Genomic DNA, 16,991 nt, shown 5'->3' on the forward strand with positions numbered 1-16,991 from the left:
ATCGGGCACGTGGTCGTGGCGGCGATGGGGGCCGTCACGGGCACGTGCCCGATCGACGTGACAGGGGTCAGACCGGCGTGCGGACGATGAGCGTGGAACCGGGGAAGTAGGCGGCGAGCTCGGAGCGCGCCTGCTTGAGAGTCGCGGTGCCGTAACCCTGTTTGCGCAGTTCCGGATGTACCCAGATGCGCACGTCGACCTCGTTGCCGGTCAGTTCGCCGAAGACGAATCCGATCGGCTTCGGCTCGTCGCCCGACAGATCTTCGGCGACGAGCCACATCCCGGACTCGTCGTCCATCAGCTCGGTCCCGCGCCGCCGTTCGGCCTCGACCCGCTCGTCGCTGGCATCACCGAGTTGTTCGGCGCAGCGTTCCGTGAACAGCGCGGTGTCGGAGGCGCTGTGGGAGATGGGCCGCAACCGGAAATGCGCGCCGGTCGAGTAGGGCCGCGCCGCGGTCGTCCACTGCAGGACCGCGTCGAGATCGTCGAGTTCTTCCCGGATCTTCTTCCGTTCCGCCTGCGTCAGCCGGCGGAACGGAAGATTGAGCACCGCTTCCGCGCAGAATTCGTCGGTGTCGAGCAGCGAGGCCAGCTTCGCGACGGCCTCGGGCCGGTCCTTGCTCTCGACGATCACGTCGAGCACCTCGTGGCGTCGCTCGAGAGCCCGGAGCAGCGCGGCTGCGATCTCGCGCCGGTCGAGGACCTTGTCGTGATTCGTCTCTGCCATCGTGCGACATCCCTTCATGGGGAACCTGGACGTACGGGACTCAGTATTCCCGTATGCGACGGCAGAGGGGAGCGACGTCCCACGGGGTGGACCGGGCTCACTCGCACACGACGACGGGGATCACCCGATCGGTCCACGACTGGTACTTGTCGAAATCCGGGTACATCGCGGTGAGCATCGGCCAATACCGCGCCCGCTCCTCCTCGTTCGCGACCCTCGCGTGCATCGTCCGCACCCGCGACTTGATCTGGACGGTCACCTCGGGATTCGCCTGGATGTTCCGGAACCACAAGGGATGCTTGGGAAGTCCCCCCTGTGACGCCACCAGCACCACCTTGTCGCCGTCTTCGAGGAACAGCAGGGGAGCCGTCCGGGGCTGCCCGGTCTTCCGTCCGATCGTCGTCACCAGGCACACCGGGATGCCCCACGGGAAGGCGCTGCCCACGCGCCATTTCCCGCCGATGCGACCTCCCGTCGCCCGATAGGCCGCGACGTTGAACCGCGACATCCACTTGATGACCGAGACCGTGGTGTCGGAACCGAGTCCTTTCGGAGCCGCCTCGGTGCCCATCTCAGATCCGTTCGATGATCGTGCCGGTGGCCAGTGCTCCACCGGCGCACATCGAGATCAGCGCGGTCGACGCGTCGCGGCGCTCGAGTTCGTGCAGCGCGGTGGTGATCAGGCGCGAGCCCGTGGAACCGACGGGATGGCCGAGAGCGATGGCACCGCCGTTGACGTTGACCTTGTCCATGTCCGGTCCGTGCACCTGGGCCCAGGACAGCAGTACCGACGCGAAGGCCTCGTTGACCTCGAACAGGTCGAGATCGCCGATGCTCATGCCCGCCTTCTCGAGGACCTTCGCCGTGGCCTGCACGGGACCGTCGAGGTGGAACTCCGGTTCCGCACCCACGAGCGCCTGGGAGACGATCCGTGCCCGCGGCTTCAACCCGAGCGCCTTCGCCCGGTCCTCGTCCATGAGGAGCACGGCCGCGGCGCCATCCGAGATCTGCGACGAGGTGCCCGCCGTGTGGATGCCGTCCTCGAGCACCGCCCTCAGCTTCGCGAGCGACTCGGCCGACGTCTCCCGCAGTCCCTGATCGCGGGTGACGGTCATCTTCTCGCCGGTCCGGTTGCCTTCCTTGTCCACGACGGGCGCGACGACCGGCAGCACCTCGCGGTCGAATCGGCCCTCGTCCCACGCCTGCTTCGCGAGTTGCTGCGAACGGACTCCGAGCGCGTCGACGTCCTCGCGGCGGATGCCGCGTCGTCGCGCGATCCGCTCGGCGGCCTCGAACTGGTTGGGCATGTCGATGTTCCAGGACTCCGGCCGTCGCGGGCCGGCCTGATCACCGACATTGGCGCCCAGCGGAACCTGGGTCATCGCCTCGATGCCGCATGCGATTCCCACGTCGACGGCACCCGTCGCGATGAGACCCGCGATGAGGTGGTTGGCCTGTTGTGCGGACCCGCACTGGGCGTCGATGGTGGTCGCGCCGACCTGCCAGGGCAGACCGGCGTGAAGCCATGCGGTGCGGGTGATGTTGTTGGACTGGGCACCGGCCTGGGTGACACAGCCACCGATGACCTGCTCGACGAGCGCGGCATCGATGCCCGCGCGTTCGACGAGCCCGGCCTGGACGGCGCCGAGGATCTCGGCGGCGTGCAGGCCCGAGAGCCATCCGCCGCGCTTGCCGATCGGGGTCCGTGCGGCCTCGACGATGACTGGTGTGCCCACTTCGGGTTCCTTTCCACTGCGTTCTTCGCAAAATAGAACAGGTTTCCTCACCTGGCAACCGGGGCAGATTATCCCACGGGACATGCGGATCCCTTGGTCGCGAAGCGCGCCTGTGCTTGAATGGATCTAGAACGTGTTCCATATCACGCGAGCGGTACCCGCCAGGGCAGGAGAGATATCAGTGGCGCAGCCGAACATCCCCGAAGACATCGACTTCACCGATCCCGATCTGTACGCAGACCGTATGCCGTTCGAAGAGTTCGCGGAACTGCGGAAGACGGCGCCGGTGTGGTGGAACAAGAAGTCTCCCGACGTCGGTGGGTTCCACGACGAGGGTTTCTGGGTTGTCTCCCGGCACGAGGAGGTCCGTGAGGTCTCCCGCCGGAGCGACGTGTTCTCCAACTGGGAGAACACTGCGATTCCGCGGTTCAACGACGACATCCCACGCGAAGCCATCGAACTGCAGCGTCACGTCCTGCTCAACAAGGACGCCCCCGAGCACACCAAACTGCGCAAACTCGTCGCCCGCGGCTTCACGCCCCGCGCGATCAACGGCCTGCGTGACGAGCTCGACCGTCGGTCCAAGATGATCGTCCAGGAAGCCTGCCAGGCAGGTCAGGGCGACTTCGTCACGCAGATCGCCGCCGAATTGCCGCTGCAGGCGATCGCCGACCTCATCGGCGTCCCGCAGGAGGATCGCGCGAAGATCTTCGAGTGGTCCAACCAGATGACGGGCTACGACGATCCGGACAACACCGCCGATCCGGCGGCCGCCTCCATGGAGGTGCTGGGCTACGCCTACCAGATGGCCGCCGCCCGCAAGGAGAACCCGGCCGACGACATCGTCACCACCCTCATCGAAGCCGACATCGACGGTGACGAGCTGGCTCCCGAGGAGTTCGGTTTCTTCTTCATCGTCCTCGCGGTGGCCGGCAACGAGACCACCCGCAACGCCATCACCCACGGCATGGCGGCCTTCCTGGACAACCCCGAGCAGTGGGAGATCTTCAAGCGCGACCGGCCGAAGACCGCCGCCGACGAGATCATCCGCTGGGCCACCCCGGTCACCTCGTTCCAGCGCACGGCGCTCGAGGACACCGAACTCGGCGGGCAGACGATCCGCAAGGGTGAGCGCGTCGTAATGCTGTACGCCTCGGCCAACAACGACGAAGAGGTGTTCGAGAGCCCCCGCGAGTTCAACATCCTTCGTGATCCGAACCCGCACCTGGCCTTCGGTGGCACCGGTGCGCACTACTGCCTCGGCGCGAACCTCGCACGTATGGAAATCGACCTGATCTTCAATGCGATCGCCGACCACATCCCGGACATCACGAAGATCGGCGACCCGCACCGTCTGCGGTCGGGCTGGCTCAACGGCATCAAGGAATTCCAGGTCGACTACAAGACCTCGGGTGGGTGCCCGGTCCAGCACTGACCGAACCGAACACCGACCGAACCGAACATCGAGGTCCCCGGCCGCCCCTGCGCGCCGGGGACCTCGCACATCCTGTGTCGTCTACCGTGCCTCGGACCTGCGGGCGATCCACCACATCGCGGCCCCCGTCGCGAGCACACCGGCTACCGATACACCGGTCGTCAGAACCGTCCACGAGTCCGGCGCCCACCCGGACGGGGAACCGGTGAGAGGCGTGTAGGCAGTCCATCCGAATCGGGTGAGCAGAGGCAACGCCATCACGGCGGGCAGCGAGAAGGAGGCGGCGGTGACCGCGCTCGTCGACGGTAGTGCCGCGCTGATCGTGTACGCGGCTACCACCGGAAGAACGAAGAGGGTCGCCAGGAGGTGGACGTTGTCCCAGGGCGCACGAGTGAAGATCGCCGTGATCGTGACGAACGCGAGCACGCCCACTCCGGCCATCGGCATCGGCGCGCGACGGCCCAGCCACGCACCGACGGCGGCGAGCACGACCATCACGGCCGGCAGGAACCATCCGCCGGGAATCCACGAGGGAGCGGTACCCGCGGCGACGGCCACGGCGAAGGCGGCGAGCAGGACCGATCCGCTTCTCTCACGCAGCCACAGGGCAGCACCGATCACGAGTGGGACAGCGACGATGCCCCACAGCCATCGCCCGTTCCCGCCGGGATTCGCATCCGGAGACCACACGGCGCTGTGAAGAGACCGATACAGCACGACAGCAACGAGCGGTAGGCCGATACCGACCACCGTTTCCCTCACATCCCATCGTCGTTCGTCGACCGACGCGGGAGCACCGGCACGCATCACGAGAGCCGCTGTTGCCACCGCGATGACAGTCGCCGAGAGAACCGTCCACACCGCGTTGGCGGGCTGCGCCGACACCTCGAGGTACACGGCGCTTCCGGGCGAGGAGGCCGCGAACTCCCGGTATTCCGCGAGGGGTTCTGCGGTGAGCAGCGCGGCAACGACGCCACCGGTCATCACCGCGGGGAGACGGGTGCCCGCAATTCGGGCGCAGCAGACGACGAGGGCACCGAGCACCAGGCCTGCACCGACCGCCGAGACGTACATGTCGAACCGCCACGCACCCGGCATGGCGACAACCGCCACGAGTGCGGCTCCGGCCACGACGGTGACGAGCGCGCCCACCCGATGGCGTAACCACAGCGTGATCAACGCGGCGACGAGCGCTCCCGTGGCAGACGCGGTGATACCCGAAGTCTCCACGGCACCGAAACCGAACCCGGTATCGAGTGGATAGGTGTCGACGCTCGGCGCGGCGAGGACGGTTCCGGCGGTGAAACTGCCGACGGCTGCGAGTGCGTAGAGAATCCAGGAGAACACCCCCTACCTTCTCCGAGCGGTCACCGGGACGCGGCGCCGACACGCCGGACGGCGACGCGGTCAGGTCAGGCGGCGAAGATCCTCGGAGGTGTCGACGTCTCCGGGGTCGCCGAGCCCGGTGCAGTCGAGACGCTGCACGCGGTCACGATTGCGGGCGAGGAAGGACCGCGCTCCTTCGTCGCCGGTGGCCTCCTCGGCGGCAGTGAACGCGTCGGCGAGGTCGAATACCACCGGGTGGCCGGGGCGACCACCGAAGACGGGGAGCGTCACCGTGCCCGGCAGGTGCGCATCCAGAACGTGCCGCACCAGATCGGCCGTGATGCCCGGAAAGTCGACGACGGTGAGCGCGACCCGGTCGTGGGTCCGCGCGGCCTCCACCCCGCGTTGCAGGGAGGTCGACATGCCTTCCGGCCAGTCGGGATTGAGCACCACCGTGGTTCCGGGCGGACATGCGGCGGCGACCTCCTCGCCGTACGCGCCCACCACCACGACGACATCGCCGCAGCCGCCTTCGCGCAGCGCATCGACGACGGTATGCAGCAGGGGACGGCCGCGGTGGGGGAGCAGCGCTTTCGCGCGTCCGCCCAGTCGCGAGCCGCCCCCTGCTGCGAGAACGATCCCGGCGGTACCCACAGCCCGACTCTACGAGGCGGGCCGCACCGTTTTCATCGCCCGGTCCACTTCCCAGAACGCGCGCAACGAGACGATCTTTCCGTCGCCGTTCACGCGGTAGACGAACACACCCTCGGCGTCGATGAGATTTCCGCCCATCGTCGTGCGGATGGTGCCGATGTTGACGCATTCGTCGCCGCACACCAGCACGTCGTCGACGAGGAACTCGAGCTTGTCGGTGTTCGCGATGGTCATGTCGTAGAACTTCGCGATCGCCTCGTGGCCGTGGTGGCCGTTGCCCTCGGGGTCGAAACCGGACGGTCCCACGGGGTCCTCGACGCACGCATCCTCCGCGAACAGCGCGAGCCACTCGTCCTTGCGGCGTCCGCTCGCCGCGGTCTGCGACGCCCGGGCTGCGACCCGCGCCGGATGTTCCTCGCTCATGCTCCGCCCCCTCCGTGGATGTATTTGTCGGCGAACTTCCGTAGCGATTCCTGTTTCGCTTCGAGTGGTGAATCGAATCCGTGGCCGTCGAAGATCCACGGCACCACGATGATGTCGGTGACGCCGGCGTCGGCGAGTTCGGCGTAGCCCGAGCTTCCGAACCTGTCGATGCACACCGCCTGGATCTCGAACGGCAGGTCGCTGCGGCCGTATTCCTTCCGCAACTCGCGTAGTCGCGTGACGACGCCGACGAGATCGTCGAACTCGATCATCGCCGAGGTCCATCCGTCCCCGACCCGTGCCGCGCGGCGCAGTGCCACATCGGTGTGCCCACCGACGTAGAGCGGTACCGGCTCGGTGGGCGCGGGACTCATCTGCAGCCGATCGAAGTCGTAGAACTCGCCGTGATGTTCGACCATGCCGCCACCGAGGATCAGCTTCAGTACGTCGATCATCTCGTCGACGCGCTTGCCGCGGCGCGCGTAGGGCACACCGCACCACTCGAATTCTTCCGGTGCCCAGCCGATTCCGACGCCCAGTCCGAATCGGTTCCCGGTGAGGTTCGCAACGGACCCGACCTGACGTGCCAGCAGCACCGGGTTTCTCGACCCGAGCTTGAGCACCTGGGTGTAGAACCGGATCGTCGACGTGGTCGCCGCCATCGACGCAGCGGCGATCAACGGATCGACCCACGGCGTGTCCGGTGTCCACATCCGGGAACCGTCGGGGGTGTACGGATAGTCGACGGTCTGCTTCTCCATGTAGAACAACGAATCGGGCAGGGCGATCGAGGTGTATCCGCATTCCTCGGCGGTCTGCGCGATACCGCCGAGCTGGTCGAGCGGGGTCATCGCGACCCCGACGGTGAACGAGACCATCACGCCTCCTAGTTCGCAGGCCGGTCGGAGCCCACCACCCACATCGAGAAGTACTGTGACCCACCCCCGTAGGCGTGCCCGAGCGCCTTGCAGGCACCGTCGACCTGGTGTTCCCCGGCCTTGCCCATCACCTGCATCGCGGCCTCCGCGAAGCGGATCATCCCCGATGCGCCGATGGGATTGGAGCACAGCACGCCACCGGACATGTTGATCGGCAGCTGTCCTCCGATGGCCGTCTCACCGGCCTCGGTGAGCTTCCAACCGGAGCCTTCCGGGGTGAACCCGAGGTTCTCGAGCCACATCGGTTCGAACCACGAGAACGGCACGTAGATCTCGGCACAATCGATCTCGGTGAGCGGATCGGTGATACCGGCCTGCTTCCACAGCGCCGCGGCCGCGATGCGGCCGGCCTCGGGATTGACCTGGTCGCGGCCGGCGTAGGTCGTGGGTTCGGTGCGCATCGCCGTGGCATGGATCCAGGCCACCCGGCGACCGGCCTGTTCGGCGGCCTTCGCGGTGTCCTCGTCGCCGAGCACGACCGCGCACGCCCCGTCGGAGGACGGGCACGTCTCGTCGTAACGGATCGGATCCCACAGCATCTGTGAGGCCTGAACCTTCTCGAGGGTGATGTCCGGCTGCTTCAGATGTGCATAAGGGTTCTTCGCACCGTTGATGCGGTCCTTGACGGCGACCATCGCCCCGATGTGCTCGGGGGCACCGGCCCGTCGGATGTACGAGCGGACGTGCGGGGCGAAGTAGCCGCCCGCGCCCGCCCCCACCGGCATGGTGAACGGCACGGGAGTGGACAGCGCCCACATGGCGTTGGATTCGGACTGCTTCTCCCAGGCGACGGCCAGCACCCGGCGGTGGACGCCGGCCTGCACGAGGCTTGCGGCGACGTTGGCCGTCGACCCGCCGACCGATCCGGCGGTGTGCACCCGCAGCATCGGTTTACCCGTGGCGCCGATGGCGTCGACCATCGACAGTTCGGGCATCATGACGCCCTCGAACAGGTCGGGGGCCTTGCCGATCACCACGGCGTCGATGTCGTCCCAGCCGACCTGGGCGTCGGCCATCGCGCGATCGATCGCCTCCCGCACCAGGCCGGACATCGACACGTCGTGCCGCTTGGCGACGTAATGGGTCTGCCCTGTACCGAGAACAGCGGCCGGTTGCTTCGCCATCAGTTGCGTCCCTCCAGAACGGCTACCAGATTCTGTTGCAGCACAGCACCACTCGTGGCGTGAGCGAGTGCACGACCCGCTGTGCCGTCCATGATCGCCTGTGCCGCGTAACCGATGCGCTCGAGACCGCCGGAGAACATCGGATTGCCCGTCAGCGGCCCACCGGACGGGCTGATCGTCGTCGTATCGCCCAGGCCGATCGCCTCGCGCAGGATGAGTTCCTGGTGCGTGAACGGCGCATGCAACTCGGCGACGTCGAAGGCGGTGTCCCCGCCGGTGACGGCCTGCGCTGCGGCCCGGGTCGAGGGTGAGACGGTCAGATCGAGTGCGCCGAAGTTCGGTGAATCGGTGCGATGCTCGATCCCGGTGATCCACGCCGGGTTCTCGCACAGTTCGCGTGCCCGGTCGCCGGTCGCGAGGACGATCGCGGCGGCACCGTCGGTGACGGGAGCGCAGTCGTGCTTGCGGAGCGGATCGGCGATGTACGGCTGTGCGAGCAGTTCGTCGATGTCGAGGTCGCCCGAGAGCTGTGCCCTGGGATTGCTCTTCGCCGCCGCGCGGCTGCGCACCGCGACCTCGGCCATCTCGCGTGCCGTCCACTTACCGGCTTCGAGGCCCATGCGTGCCTGCAGGCCGGCGAGCGAGACGGAGTCGACGCCCAGCGGTGCCACGAGGTACGGGTCGAGCTGCAGGGAGAGGGTGCGTCGCAGGGTGCCGGCCGAGGACTTGCCGAAGCCGTACACCAGGGCCGTGTCGACCTCGCCGGTGATGAGCTTGACCCACGCCTCGTAGAGCGCCCACGCCGCGTCCATCTCGACGTGCGACTCGTTGATCGGCGGGACGGCGCCGATGGCGTCGATCGCCGAGATGAACGAGAAAGCTCGTCCGGCAAGATAATCCGATGATCCTGAGCACCAGAATCCGATGTCGGACTTGGTGATGCCGAGCTTGTCGTACAGCTCCTTGAAGCACGGGACGAGCATCTCGACGCCGTTGGTGGTGCCGAACGTCTCGCGCACGTGCGGAGCGTGCGCGAAGCCGACGACTGCAATGTCTGTCATGTGTCCGCCGCTCTCAGAGGTGGTGTTTGAAGGTGTCGTAGTCGGCGTCGGGTTCGCCGGTGGGACGGAAGTACTCGATGTTGCGCAGCGTGTGGTCCCACTCCTCGCGAGGGCGCCACTTCGCTTCGACGCGCATACCCATCCGCACCTCGGACGCGTCGCATTCGAGGATCAGGTGCAGGAACGGGATGTCGGCACCGTCGAGCAGCACGTAGGCGGCGACATAGGGCGGCTTGATCTGCTGGCCCATGAACGGCACGTTCACGATGCAGAAGGTGGTGACGATGCCCTTGTCGGACACTTCCACGGGTTCCTTCGTCGGTACACCGTCGGTGGGGCTCGCGCCGCGCGGGGGCACGTAGACCTTCCCGCCCGGGCCGGTGCGGCCACCGATGATCCTGCCTTCCTTCAGTCCTCGCAGATACCAGGATTCCTCGGGGGAGGCGGAGTGCCGGTAGTCCAGGTCGACGGGAGTGGTGATCATCGTGACCGGCTCACCCTCGGTCGCTGCGACGGTGATCGTCGCCTCGCCGGGTTCGAACGCCTCGATGTCGTGGATGTCGCCGGTGCGTTCGGCGGCCCACCGCACACGCACCCGCAGACCGGTCTCGATGTCGTCCGGGGACGCGACGTCGACGGCGTGCAGGAGGGCGGTATCGGCTCCGTCGAGGCGGATCAGTGCCCAGGCGAACGGCCGGTCGAAGGGCTGTCCGGGCAGCGGTTCGGCGTTCCACGTCCAGCTCACGACAGTTCCGCTCTGCCCGACCTCCACGACATCGGTGAGCGGCTCGTGGGTGACCGCGTCGAATTCGGGGGGTGGGACGAGGATCCGTCCGTCGGATCCGCGGGCGCCGAGGATGCGGCCGTCACGCAGTCCGGTGACGAACGCCCCGACCGTCGGCCCGGTGGATCGTGTGTAGTCGAACTTCAGATTCAGCGGTGCGTTCAGCGGTGGCTCGGCGACCGCGCTCTTTCCCAGGCTCACAACTTCGAGTAGAACAGGTTCTAGTGTTGGTGGCAAGAGTAGCGTGTGAACTGCATCTCGCCGGGATCGGTGCGAGAGGGAAGGCGTGCAATGCAACTGGGACTTCAACTGGGCTACTGGGGCGCGCAGCCTCCACCGAACGCACCGGAACTCGTTTCCGCGGCCGAGGCGGCGGGCTTCGATGCGGTCTTCGCCGCCGAATCGTGGGGATCGGACGCGTTCACTCCGCTGGCCTGGTGGGGGTCGTCCACCGAGCGGGTGAGGCTGGGGACATCCGTCGTCCAGATCTCGGCGCGCACACCGACCAGTTGTGCGATGCATGCGCTGACCCTCGACCACCTCTCCGGTGGCCGGCACATCCTCGGTCTCGGCGTGTCCGGTCCGCAGGTCGTGGAGGGATGGTACGGACAGCCGTTCGCGAAACCGCTCGCACGCACACGCGAGTACGTCTCGGTCGTCCGCAAGGTGCTCGCCCGCGAGGAGCCGGTGACGAACGACGGTCCGCACTATCCGCTGCCGTATTCCGGCCCCGGCTCAACAGGGCTCGGCAAGCCGCTCAAGCCCATCACGCACCCGTTGAGGCCGGACATCCCGATCTGGCTGGGTGCGGAGGGGCCCAAGAACGTCGCGCTCACGGCGGAGATCGCCGACGGCTGGCTCGCGATCTACTACACCCCGCGACTGGCCTCGATGTACGACGAGTGGCTCGACGAGGGATTCGCCCGCCCGGGCGCGCGCCGTACGCGGGAGGACTTCGAGATCGCCGCGACCTGCCAGGTGGTGGTGACCGACGATCGAGCGGCCACGGTCGCGGCGATGAAACCGGTGACCGCCCTGTACGTCGGCGGAATGGGCGCGCCGGAGTTGAACTTCCACGCCCAGGTGTACCGGCGGATGGGTTACGGCGCGGTCGTCGACGAGGTGACCGCACTGTTCCGTGCCGGTCGTAAGGACGAGGCGGCGGCAGTGATCCCGGACGAGATGGTCACCGAGACGATGATCGTCGGCAATGCCGACGAGGTGCGCGAGGGTGTGAAGCGCTGGGAGGCGGCCGGCGTGACGATGCTGCTGGTCGGTTGTCGCGACGTCGACCAGGTGCGCACGATCGCCGAGGTGGTGCTGTGCTAGGCGCCACAGCGGGCGGAAACCGGTCCGTGAGGACGGTTTCCGCCCACCGCGGGCGCGGCGTCAGGAGGCGTAGGCCGCCTTCAGCTTGCCCTTCACCAGCTTGCCCGTGGGGGTGCGCGGCAGTTCGTCGACGAAGTCCACCGATCGTGGCACCTTGAAGTGCGCGACCCGCTCGCGGACGTACGAGATCAATTCGTCGGCGAGGTCGGGTGATCCGGCGGATCCGCCCGCCGGTTGCACGACGGCCTTGACCTCCTCGCCCATCTCCGGATGGGGCACGCCGATGACAGCGACGTCCTCGACGGCCGGGTGCAGGGCGAGCACGTTCTCGATCTCCTGCGGATAGATGTTCACACCGCCGGAGATGATCGTGAACGACTTGCGGTCGGTCAGATACAGATAGCCGTCGTCGTCGAGATAGCCGAGGTCGCCGACCGTGGTCCAGGTGGGGTGCTCGGGATGCTGCGACGCCGCGGTCTTCTCGGGGTCGTTGTGGTACGAGAACGGAACCTTCTCGTATTCGAGGTAGATCGTTCCCACCTCGCCGGCCGGGAGTTCCCGCCCCTCCTCGTCGCAGATGTGCGCGGGCCCGAGCACACTCTTGCCCACCGAGCCCGGGTGTTCGAGCCATTCCTGACTGTTGATGAACGTGATCCCGTTGGCCTCGGTGGAGCTGTAGTACTCGTAGATCACCGGTCCGAGCCAGTCGATCATCGCCCGCTTGACCTCCGGCGGGCACGGAGCTGCGGCGTGGACGAGGACGCGCAGACTCGACAGGTCGTATCGGTCGCGGATCTCGTCGTCGAGCTTGAGCATGCGGACGAACATCGTCGGCACCATCTGCCCGGCGGTGATCCCGTGCTCCTCGACGTGCCGGAGCGCGGTCTCGGCGTCGAACTTCTCGGCGAGGACCACCGTGCCGCCGAGCGCGTGGATCGCCCCACCCCAGCGCAGAGGCGCCGCGTGATAGATGGGGGCGGGGGAGTAGTAGACGTCGGAGTCGGTGAGGCCGAAGAGGAACTGCGCCACCGTCACCAGCGGCTCACCGGGTTCGTCGACGCGACGTTCCGGGAGATCCGGCTGGATTCCCTTGGGAAAGCCCGTCGTTCCGGACGAGTACAGCATGATGGCGCCGCACGGTTCCTCCTCGAGTCGCGGGCCGGCCGCGGCGAGGGCGTCCTCGTACGACTCGAAACCGCGCACGGTGCCGCCGAACGCGAGCCGCACCGAACCGATCGCGACCTTCTCGCCGACCTGCTCGGAGAGCTCACCCAGCGTGGCCGACACGATCAGGGCCTTCGCGCCGCTGTCCTCGACGATGTACGCCACCTCGCCGGGGGTGAGGTGGCTGTTGACCGCCGTGATGTACAACCCGGATCGCAGTGCGGCCCAGAACACCTCGAAGGCCTCCGGCTGATTCTCCGTGAGGAGGGCGACGACGTCGCCGGGGCGGAGTCCGGCATCGTGCAGCACGCGGGCGAGCGCCGCCGACCGGTCGTCGAGTTCGCGGTAGGTCAGGCTCCGGTCGCTGTCGGCCAGGACGACGGCGAGCTTGTCCGGGGCGGTTCGGGCGTGGACTCCTGGATACATAGGGCTCCTCGTTACCTCGGCGAACGCGGTGACTCTGTGTTGTGGGTCACAGCGGGCAATGTAGCAGAGCTAAAGACATGACTGTGACCGCGCTCTCACGGATGGGAGCGCGGTCCACAGCGTGCAGGTCAGGAACCCGTGAACTTCGGGGCGCGCTTCTCGGCGAACGCCCGCGGGCCCTCTTTGGCGTCGGCGCTCTTGAAGACGGCCGCTCCGAGTTCGGCGTCGATCCGGAACGCCTCCTCTTCGTGCAGTCCTTCCGAATCGCGAATCGTCTTGAGGATGGCCTGCACGGCGACGGGCCCGTTGTTCGCGATCGTCTCGGCGATCTCGAGGGCCTTGTCGAGCGCGGTGCCGTCGGGCACGACGTAGCCGACGAGTCCGATCTCCTTGGCTTCGGCGGCCTTGATGTGACGGCCGGTGAGCAGGATGTCGGCGGCGATCGTGTACGGAATCTGGCGGACGAGTCGCACTGCGGACCCGCCGAGGGGGAACAGTCCCCACTTCGCCTCGGAAACACCGAACCTCGCGCTCTCCCCGGCGACTCGGATGTCGGTCCCCTGAAGGATCTCGGTGCCACCGGCGATAGCGGCACCCTCCACGGCAGCGATGAGCGGCTTGGTCAGACGGCGGCCCTTGAGCAATGCCGGCAACCGTGTGAGGTCCCAGCCGCCACCGTTGCCTTTCTCGTCGCTTCGCTCGCCCTGCTCGAATTTGTCTCCGGGTGGTGCCGCGTTCATCGCCTTGAGATCGGCTCCCGCGCAGAACGCGCCTCCCGCGCCGGTGAGGATGGCGACGCGGATCTCGGGATCGTCGTCGACGCGATCCCACGCCTCGTTCATGATCGCCATCATCTCGCCCGACAGCGCATTTCGCGCTTCGGGCCGGTTGAGGGTGACGATCAGGACGTGACCGCGCTGCTCGACGAGGCAGTGCGGTTCGCGGGACGAGATGTCCGGATCGGCTGCGCCGGGGGCTTCGGTAGCGGACACTGGGAGAACTCCTCGCCGTGTTGTGAACTGGATCATATTCGGGTCTTGTCAGGAACGGTAACACGTTCTACTTTTGTCAGCGTGGCCCTAAACATCGCAGACCTCGTCGAACACGCAATCGACCTCGTTCCCGAGCGCGTCGCGCTGGCCTCGGACGAACGCGAGGTCACCTACGCACAGCTGGAGGAACGAGCCAACCGACTTGCTCATTACCTGCGCGAACAAGGTGTGGAGCCGGGCGACAAGGTCGGCATCTACTCGCGGAACACGATCGAGGCCGTCGAGGCGATGATCGCGGTCTTCAAGATCCGCGCGATCATGATCAATGTCAACTACCGCTATGTCGAGAACGAGTTGCACTACATTTTCGACAATTCCGACATGGTCGCCCTCATTCACGAGCGCCGGTATTCCGACAAGGTCGCGAACGTCCTTCCGAACACGCCCCTGGTGAAGACCGTGATAGTCGTGGAGGACGGTACCGACGACGACTTCTCCTCCTACGGGGGAGTCGCCTACGAGACGGCGCTCGAGCAGAGTTCCCCCGAACGGGACTTCGGTGACCGCAGCGCGGACGACATCTACATCCTCTACACCGGTGGCACCACCGGCCACCCCAAGGGCGTGATGTGGCGCCACGAGGACGTCTGGCGAGTGCTCGGCGGCGGCATCAACTTCATGACGGGCGAGTGGGTCAAGGACGAGTGGGAGCTGGCCAAGCAGGGGGCCGAGAACCCCGGCCTCGTGCGCTATCCCATCCCGCCGATGATCCACGGCGGCGCCCAGTGGGCGCTGTTCCAGTCGCTGTTCAGCGGCGGCAAGGTCGTCATGCATCCCGAGTTCTCGGGTCACGAGGTGTGGCGCATCATCGACGATCACAAGGTCAACGTCATCTTCATCACCGGCGATGCCATGGCGCGTCCGATGCTCGACGCCCTCGAAGAGGGTAATCCGAAGACCGGTGAGCCCTACGATCTTTCGACACTGTTCGCGATGGCGTCGAGCGCCGCTCTGTTCTCCCCGTCGATCAAGGACCGTTTCCTCGACCTGATGCCGGGCAAGATCATCACCGACTCGATCGGTTCGTCCGAGACCGGATTCGGTGGCATCGGCATCGTCGAGAAGGGCAAGACCCTCGGCGGCGGTCCCACGGTGAAGATCGATGAGTCCACCACGGTGCTCGACGACGACGGCAACCCGATCGAGCCCGGATCCGGCAAGGTCGGCATGGTGGCGCGTACGGGCAACATCCCGCTCGGGTACTACAAGGACGAAGCCAAGACGAAGGCGACCTTCCGGGAATACAACGGCATCCGCTACTCGATCCCCGGCGACTTCGCCCGGGTCGAGGAGGACGGCACGGTCACCATGCTCGGCCGAGGTTCGGTGTGCATCAACAGCGGCGGCGAGAAGGTCTACCCCGAGGAGGTCGAGGGCGCGCTCAAGGAGCATCCGGCGGTTTTCGACGTGCTGGTCGTCGGTGTCCCCGACGAACGCTTCGGCGAACGGGTCTCCGCCGTCGTCGCGCTCCGTGAAGGCGAGCAGGCCACCCTCGACGAACTCATGACCGTCGCGCGCACGAAGATCGCCGGCTACAAGGTTCCGCGTGCGGTGTGGTTCGTCGACGAGATCAAGCGGTCGCCGGCCGGGAAGCCCGATTACCGGTGGGCCAAGGACCAGACGGAACTGCGCCCCGCCGACGACGTCCACGTCAACGGCGACGGCAACGGCAACGGCGCCGCGGCGGGATAGGCAGCAGATGCAGACCGCTCTCAGCCGCAAATTCGGTATCGACCATCCGATCTTCGGGTTCACCCCGTCCGAGCACGTCGCCGCGGCGATCAGCCGGGCGGGCGGACTCGGTGTCCTCGGATGCGTTCGGTTCAACGATCCCGAGGAACTCGACGCCGTTCTGACGTGGATGGACGAGAACACCGACGGAAAACCGTACGGCGTCGATGTCGTGATGCCCGCGAAGGTGCCCACCGAGGGCACCGCCGTCGACCTCGACAAGCTCGTCCCACCGGAACACCGCGCCTTCGTCGACCGCACGCTCGCCGAACTGGGTGTCCCGCCGTTGTCCGGGGACGCTGCCGAGGCGGGTGGCGTGCTGGGATGGCTGCACTCCGTGGCCCGCTCGCACGTCGAGGTCGCCCTCGCGCACCGTCCCGCACTCATCGCGAACGCGCTGGGCTCACCGCCGAAGGACGTCATCGATCTCGCCCACGAGAAGGGAGTGCCGGTCGCGGCGCTCGCGGGAGCGGTCGAACACGCGAAACGGCACGTCGAGAACGGTGTCGACATCGTGATCGCGCAGGGTTACGAGGCCGGTGGGCACACCGGTGAGATCGCGTCGATGGTGTTGTGGCCCGAGATCGTCGACGCACTCGGCGACTCGGCGGCCGTGCTGGCAGCAGGCGGCGTGGGTTCGGGACGGCAGGTCGCGGCGGCGCTGGCTCTCGGTGCGTCCGGGGTGTGGATGGGGTCGTACTGGCTGACCACCTCCGAGTACAAACTCGGCTCGGCGGCACATGGCCCGTCGTCGATCCAGCGCGCACTGCTCGGAGCGAGCTCGTCCGACACCGTGCGCTCGCGGATCTACTCGGGTAAACCGGCGCGGCTGCTCAAGACCAAGTGGACGGAGGCGTGGTCGAAACCCGATGCGCCCGAGCCATTGCCGATGCCCCTGCAGAACATCCTCGTGAGCGAGGCGCATCAGCGTATGTCGGCGGCCGACGATCCCGAGGCCGTCGCGATGCCGGTCGGGCAGGTCGTGGGGCGGATGAACGAGATCCGCCCGGTCGCGGAGGTCATGGACGAACTCGTCCGCGGTTACGACGAGGCGGTCGAGCGACTGAACGAGGCCCGTTAG

16 protein-coding genes are annotated in these 16,991 nt (G+C 67.0%); 4 read left to right on the plus strand and 12 right to left on the minus strand.

The window, feature by feature from the left end:
- Nucleotides 1–67: 67 nt before the first annotated feature.
- From MOM01_RS17765 to MOM01_RS17775, 3 genes are all read right to left on the minus strand, one after another.
- Nucleotides 68–727 carry a GNAT family N-acetyltransferase gene (locus tag MOM01_RS17765; RefSeq protein ID WP_241386753.1) on the minus strand — a complete coding sequence of 220 codons (660 nt, stop codon included), beginning with the start codon at nt 725–727 and terminating at the stop codon, nt 68–70.
- 97 nt (nt 728–824) lie between these two features.
- On the minus strand, nt 825–1,298 hold the full coding sequence (locus tag MOM01_RS17770; protein ID WP_241386754.1) for a nitroreductase family deazaflavin-dependent oxidoreductase: 474 nt from the start codon (nt 1,296–1,298) through the stop codon (nt 825–827).
- Nucleotide 1,299: 1 nt separating this feature from the next.
- A complete protein-coding gene (locus MOM01_RS17775) occupies nt 1,300–2,463 on the minus strand; it encodes a steroid 3-ketoacyl-CoA thiolase (RefSeq protein ID WP_241386755.1) in 1,164 nt (387 codons plus the stop codon).
- Nucleotides 2,464–2,644: 181 nt separating this feature from the next.
- Between MOM01_RS17775 and MOM01_RS17780 the strand changes: the two genes are divergently transcribed.
- Nucleotides 2,645–3,898, plus strand: a complete 1,254-nt coding sequence (locus MOM01_RS17780) for a cytochrome P450 (RefSeq protein WP_241386756.1) — start codon at nt 2,645–2,647, stop codon at nt 3,896–3,898.
- Nucleotides 3,899–3,979: 81 nt separating this feature from the next.
- On the opposite strand, the gene MOM01_RS17785 is transcribed toward MOM01_RS17780, so the two are convergent.
- Genes MOM01_RS17785 through MOM01_RS17815 form a run of 7 tightly spaced genes read right to left on the minus strand, consistent with a single transcriptional unit; the run spans nt 3,980 to nt 10,409 of the window.
- Nucleotides 3,980–5,245: a hypothetical protein gene (locus MOM01_RS17785; protein WP_241386757.1), complete on the minus strand. Its 1,266-nt coding sequence runs from the start codon at nt 5,243–5,245 to the stop codon at nt 3,980–3,982.
- A 60-nt stretch (nt 5,246–5,305) separates the two neighbouring features.
- Nucleotides 5,306–5,878, minus strand: a complete 573-nt coding sequence (locus MOM01_RS17790; protein WP_241386758.1) for a nucleotidyltransferase family protein — start codon at nt 5,876–5,878, stop codon at nt 5,306–5,308.
- 9 nt (nt 5,879–5,887) lie between these two features.
- Entirely contained in the window at nt 5,888–6,301 is a 414-nt protein-coding gene (locus MOM01_RS17795; protein ID WP_241386759.1) for a nuclear transport factor 2 family protein, read from the minus strand.
- A complete protein-coding gene (locus MOM01_RS17800; protein ID WP_241386760.1) occupies nt 6,298–7,179 on the minus strand; it encodes a TIGR03619 family F420-dependent LLM class oxidoreductase in 882 nt (293 codons plus the stop codon). The genes MOM01_RS17795 and MOM01_RS17800 overlap by 4 nt, the downstream gene beginning before the upstream one ends.
- An 8-nt stretch (nt 7,180–7,187) precedes the next feature.
- Nucleotides 7,188–8,363 carry a thiolase domain-containing protein gene (locus tag MOM01_RS17805; RefSeq protein WP_241386761.1) on the minus strand — a complete coding sequence of 392 codons (1,176 nt, stop codon included), beginning with the start codon at nt 8,361–8,363 and terminating at the stop codon, nt 7,188–7,190.
- Nucleotides 8,363–9,424, minus strand: coding sequence for a thiolase domain-containing protein (locus MOM01_RS17810; RefSeq protein ID WP_241386762.1), 1,062 nt, complete (start codon nt 9,422–9,424; stop codon nt 8,363–8,365). The genes MOM01_RS17805 and MOM01_RS17810 overlap by 1 nt, the downstream gene beginning before the upstream one ends.
- 13 nt (nt 9,425–9,437) lie before the next feature.
- A complete protein-coding gene (locus MOM01_RS17815; RefSeq protein WP_241386763.1) occupies nt 9,438–10,409 on the minus strand; it encodes a Zn-ribbon domain-containing OB-fold protein in 972 nt (323 codons plus the stop codon).
- Nucleotides 10,410–10,499: 90 nt separating this feature from the next.
- Here MOM01_RS17815 and MOM01_RS17820 point away from each other — a divergent pair, with 90 nt between their 5' ends.
- The gene (locus MOM01_RS17820) at nt 10,500–11,537 is read left to right on the plus strand and encodes an LLM class F420-dependent oxidoreductase (RefSeq protein WP_241386764.1); all 1,038 of its coding nucleotides are present in this window, start codon (nt 10,500–10,502) and stop codon (nt 11,535–11,537) included.
- Nucleotides 11,538–11,597: 60 nt separating this feature from the next.
- Here MOM01_RS17820 and MOM01_RS17825 read toward each other — a convergent pair whose 3' ends face one another.
- Nucleotides 11,598–13,127 (minus strand): AMP-binding protein, encoded by a 1,530-nt coding sequence (locus MOM01_RS17825; protein WP_241386765.1) that lies wholly within the window; start codon nt 13,125–13,127, stop codon nt 11,598–11,600.
- A gap of 128 nt (nt 13,128–13,255) precedes the next feature.
- Nucleotides 13,256–14,155 carry a crotonase/enoyl-CoA hydratase family protein gene (locus tag MOM01_RS17830; RefSeq protein WP_241386766.1) on the minus strand — a complete coding sequence of 300 codons (900 nt, stop codon included), beginning with the start codon at nt 14,153–14,155 and terminating at the stop codon, nt 13,256–13,258.
- Nucleotides 14,156–14,200: 45 nt separating this feature from the next.
- On the opposite strand from MOM01_RS17830, the gene MOM01_RS17835 reads away from it, so the two are divergent.
- Entirely contained in the window at nt 14,201–15,871 is a 1,671-nt protein-coding gene (locus MOM01_RS17835) for an acyl-CoA synthetase (protein WP_241386767.1), read from the plus strand.
- A gap of 7 nt (nt 15,872–15,878) precedes the next feature.
- Nucleotides 15,879–16,991 (plus strand): NAD(P)H-dependent flavin oxidoreductase, encoded by a 1,113-nt coding sequence (locus MOM01_RS17840; protein ID WP_241386768.1) that lies wholly within the window; start codon nt 15,879–15,881, stop codon nt 16,989–16,991.

This window comes from Rhodococcus sp. CH91, from assembly GCF_022554085.1.
In the GTDB taxonomy this organism is placed as follows: Bacteria; Actinomycetota; Actinomycetes; order Mycobacteriales; family Mycobacteriaceae; genus Rhodococcus.